Source organism: Thomasclavelia sp., assembly GCF_017889095.1.
In the GTDB taxonomy this organism is placed as follows: Bacteria; Bacillota_I; Bacilli_A; order Erysipelotrichales; family Coprobacillaceae; genus Thomasclavelia.
This window is the reverse complement of record NZ_JAGHEW010000362.1, coordinates 1-4645: the sequence shown is the minus strand read 5'-3', so window position 1 is coordinate 4645 and position 4645 is coordinate 1. Positions and strand designations below refer to the sequence as shown.

Genomic DNA, 4645 nt, shown 5'->3' with positions numbered 1-4645 from the left:
GAAATGTAATAGGACATACATATTCCTCCTTTCAAAACAGCGGGCAATAGTAGTTATTGCTTGTCTATATTCTATCATATTTCGACTTGTTAATTGTCTCAAATTGGTGATAAATTATTCTCACTATTTTCTCAAATATATTTCAATTTGATTGATAATTGATGATAGATAAGGAAAATAAACAATCAATAAAGCAGTTAATCTTTTACGGTTAACTGCTTATTCATATTTTTTACCAATGATATAAATTGTCATGATCAATAAGATGATAAAAATATATATTGCAATATATTTTAACCAATTCCATAAAATGATGTTTCCTAATAAAAGAGTTAGATAACATAATAGTGGTGTTAAAACAGCACCAGCTAATGTAAATATTTTAAGTACTATTAAAATATAAGACCAATTTCCATTATTAAATGATAAACCAATTGTATGAATTCTAAAAATTCCTTGATGAACAAAATTAATTTTATCTTTATCATAATAGTTTGGTAACAAGTCTTTTGCAAAAAGACAAAACCAGCTAGCTAATAATAGCATAAAAATAGAAAATGATATACTATCACTTATTTGGGTAAATGGAAATTTTAAGTTTACTAATAAAAGTATTTCTATTAATACAACTATGATCGATAATAAAAAAACAAAACGCCATTTCTTTTTTGATTGTTGTATAACTGCTGTAGGATTATTAATTGTATTCATATTAGCTGTTTCTTGATTTGTTTTTTCACCTTGTAAAAGCTCAGTTACAGTTACTTCTAATATTTCGGCAAGAGGAATAAGTAAAGAAACATTAGGCATACTATTTCCTCTTTCCCACTTACTAACGGTTTTGTCGGATACAAATAATTTGTCAGCTAAATCTTTTTGAGTCATTTGTTTACTTTTCCGTATTTTGCTTAAAAATAGTCCAAATTTTTGATTATCAACTTGATACATTTGTTTAAACCTCCTAATTTCATTTTAACTGCATATAATTAATTAAGCAATCTACTAATAGGAGAGTTGGTATCTTACTTGGTGATTTAAATAATAAAAGTGCCTGATCAGGCACTTTTTAATAAATGTTTATGTTCTTTTATAACTAATACAATTGATAAGATTAAAGCTAAAGCATCACTTACTGGCTGAGCCATAAAAATACCATTGATACCCCATAACATTGGAAAAAGATAAATAAATGGGATCAAAAATAAAATTTGCCGTAAAAATGTTATTACAATTGATGGTCCTGGTTTAGCGATAGATTGGAAGAAAGTCGTTACCAGCATGATAAAGCCTAAAGTAGGGGTAATACAAAAGTTAGTTCGTAAACCGGTAATTCCAATGGCTAGCATTTCTTCACTGGCCCCAAACAATAATAGTATTTGTTTAGGAAAAAACATGACGATTAACCAAATGATGCAGGTAATGCCAATGGAAAAGGCTGAAGCCTGATATAAAGTAGCCATGACTCTTTGATAGTTTTTGCTGCCATAATTATTGCCAACGATTGGCTGGATTCCTTGGCTAATACCACTAGCTGGCATAATGACAAAAGTCATGATACTGGCGACAACGGCATAAACACTAATAGCAATATCATCGCCATATTTACCTAATTGACTATTGTAAACAAGGCTGATTAATCCCATTGCCATCTGGGCAATCCAAAAAGCAAAACCGCAAGAGATAATTTTTTTAGATAAGCTAAAATCAAAAGTAAAAGTATCTTTTTTGATTTCTACTTTGGTATGCTTTTTGATGATTAAATAACCACCAAATAAAGCGGAAACAACTTGTCCGATCACCGTTGCGATTGCAGCACCAGTAACACCCCAATTTAAAGTAATTACAAAAACGGCATCAAGAATGATGTTAGTAATTGCACCAATTCCAGTTACTATCATTCCTAAAATGGGATGTCCAGAAACACGAACAAAATCACAAAATACTTGCGTTAAGCCTTGAAATAAACAGCCGATAATAACGATTTGATAATAATCATAAGCATATAAATAAGAAGTTTTTGTTACACCAAATAATTTTAAAATAGGATCAGCAAAAATAAATAAGAAAATCGTTAAGATAATTTCAAAAATAATCACTAAAATAAATGAATTACCAAAAGAGCGGTTCATACTTTTTTGATCATCATTGCCAGCAAATAAACTAAATAAAGAAGAGCCGCCCGCACTACAGGTCAATGCAAATGCCATCATCATATAAGATAGTGGAAAACAAATTGATAGACCAGCTAAAGCTGATGTTCCAACGTAGTTTCCCACAAAGATGCGATCGACAATGTTATAGATAGCGGTAATTAAGAGTGAAATTGCAGCTGGAATAGAGTATTTTAAAATCATTGGAAATAATTTACCAGTTGAAAAATTGTTTGTTTTATCCATATATACCTCCTTATTACTTAGTTTCCTAACTATATAGTTTAAAAGATGGGATAACAGGTGAATATTAGTTATTCAGCCATGTTATCCATCATCTTATTTAATACTTTTAAAAAAGTATCTAATTCTTCTTTAGAAATATTTTGGGTAAGAGTGTTTTCTAATTCGGTTAAATCATTGATTACCTGATCTTGATATGTCAAAGCTTTATTCGTTAAAACGATTTTTTTAAGCCGATTATCATAAGAAACTGGTTGTCGAGTGATTAAACCGTTTTTTTCCATTTGTTTTAATATTTCGGTTGCCGTTGAAGGCCTAATTCCGTATTCTTCTTCAATATCTTTTTGAAAAACATCATCACTTTGGGCCAGTAAAAAATGTAAAGTTCTTCCTTGAGAACCGCTAAATTCTTTTTTACTAGAAAACTGATCTACTTTTCGCCGTAATTTATAAGATAGTTTATTGATGTTTTTAGCAACACTTTGTTTAGGTAAATTAGAATTCATCTTACCAGCTCCTTTACTTAGTTTCCTAAGTAATTGTATTCCTATATTATAAGGATGTCAAGTTTAATTAAGGTTCTTTAAGAAAAAAAAGATTGACTTTTATAAGTGAAGTCATTATATTAGAAAAGACTGAAATGAGGTATTGGATGTTTAAAAAATTTAAGAATTTAAAATGGTATCATTTTTGCATATTTTGTTTACCAGGTGGCATGTTTTGGCTAAGTGCCCTGCTTGCTATGCAATATCGTAATAAAGGAGCTAATTAAGCTCCTTAAATTATTTCATCGATAATTCCATACGCCAAAGCTTCATCGGGTTCCATAAAGAAATCACGATCAGTATCGATAGTGATTTTAGATAAAGGCTGTTTAGTATTGGTAGCTAGAATTCGATTTAATTTATTTTTTTGACGAATGATTCTTTTGGCACTGATTTCAATATCACTGGCTTGACCTTCATAGGCACCAAGAGGCTGATGAATCATGATTTCACTATTTGGTAAACTGCACCGTTTGCCTTTACTGCCAGCACTGAGTAAAAATGCTGCCATGCTTGCAGCCATTCCAATTACGATTGTAGAAACATCACATTTAATAAAATTCATTGTATCATAGATAGCAAATCCAGCATTGATGCTGCCACCAGGCGAATTTATATACATAAAGATATCCGATGAATTATCTAAAGATTCCAAATATAATAATTGCCCAACAATACTGCTAGCCATCTTATCATCAATTGTGCCAGTTAAAAGTATGATGCGATCTTCTAAAAGTCTGGAATAAATGTCATAAGCATATTCACGTTGATTTGTTTTTTCAATTACTGTAGGAACTAAATGCATTATCTAACCTCCTGTATTAAAGTATAGTTATTTAATTAATAATTATTCATTTTGGCTAATTTTTATTTAAAATAATGAATTAAAAGTAAGAAATAATTGTAAATTATGATGATAAATTCAAGTAAATTGTAACTAAATTAAAAAATACAAATGAAAACACTTTCATAGTTGCTTTTCTTGGCTTTCTGGAATATAATATTAACATAAAAGAACATTCAAGGAGGAATAAAAAGAATGGCAGTAAAAGTAGCAATTAATGGATTTGGACGTATTGGACGTCTAGCATTCAGACAAATGTTTGGTGCTGAAGGATATGAAGTTGTAGCAATCAATGACTTAACTAATCCTAAAATGTTAGCACATTTATTAAAATATGATTCAGCACAAGGTAAATATGCATTAGCTGATACTGTTGAAGCTGGTGAAGATTCAATCACAGTTGATGGAAAAGAAATTAAAATCTATGCTAAAGCTAACGCAGCTGAATTACCATGGGGAGAAATCGGTGTAGACGTAGTATTAGAATGTACTGGTTTCTATGTATCAAAAGCAAAATCTCAAGCACATATTGATGCTGGAGCTAAAAAAGTTGTTATCTCTGCACCAGCAGGAAATGACTTACCAACAATCGTATATGGTGTAAACGAAGGTACTTTAACAGCTGATGATACTATTATTTCAGCAGCATCTTGTACAACTAACTGTTTAGCACCTATGGCTAACGCTTTAAATAAGTTAGCTCCTATCAAATCTGGTATCATGTTAACAGTACATGCTTATACTGGTGACCAAATGGTATTAGACGGACCTCATAGAAAAGGTGACTTAAGAAGAGCTCGTGCAGCTGCAGTTAATATCGTACCTAACTCAACTGGTGCAGCTAAAGCTATCGGTTTAGTAAT

At 30.7% G+C, this 4645-nt stretch carries 5 protein-coding genes; 1 reads left to right on the top strand and 4 read right to left on the bottom strand.

Annotation, left to right across the window (positions count from 1 at the left end; all coding sequences use genetic code 11):
• Positions 1–219: 219 nt before the first annotated feature.
• The 4 genes from J7M77_RS15350 to J7M77_RS15335 form a co-directional block, all read right to left on the bottom strand.
• Positions 220–948 carry a helix-turn-helix transcriptional regulator gene (locus J7M77_RS15350; protein WP_296880148.1) on the bottom strand — a complete coding sequence of 243 codons (729 nt, stop codon included), beginning with the start codon at positions 946–948 and terminating at the stop codon, positions 220–222.
• Positions 949–1055: 107 nt separating this feature from the next.
• Positions 1056–2396, bottom strand: a complete 1341-nt coding sequence (locus J7M77_RS15345; RefSeq protein ID WP_296880146.1) for an MATE family efflux transporter — start codon at positions 2394–2396, stop codon at positions 1056–1058.
• Positions 2397–2464: 68 nt separating this feature from the next.
• Positions 2465–2899 carry a MarR family winged helix-turn-helix transcriptional regulator gene (locus J7M77_RS15340; protein ID WP_296880144.1) on the bottom strand — a complete coding sequence of 145 codons (435 nt, stop codon included), beginning with the start codon at positions 2897–2899 and terminating at the stop codon, positions 2465–2467.
• Between the two features lie 271 nt (positions 2900–3170).
• Positions 3171–3743, bottom strand: a complete 573-nt coding sequence (locus tag J7M77_RS15335) for an ATP-dependent Clp protease proteolytic subunit (RefSeq protein WP_296880142.1) — start codon at positions 3741–3743, stop codon at positions 3171–3173.
• Positions 3744–3977: 234 nt separating this feature from the next.
• Between J7M77_RS15335 and J7M77_RS15330 the strand changes: the two genes are divergently transcribed.
• The coding region (locus J7M77_RS15330) for a type I glyceraldehyde-3-phosphate dehydrogenase (protein WP_296880140.1) at positions 3978–4645 on the top strand (668 nt) is incomplete at its 3' end.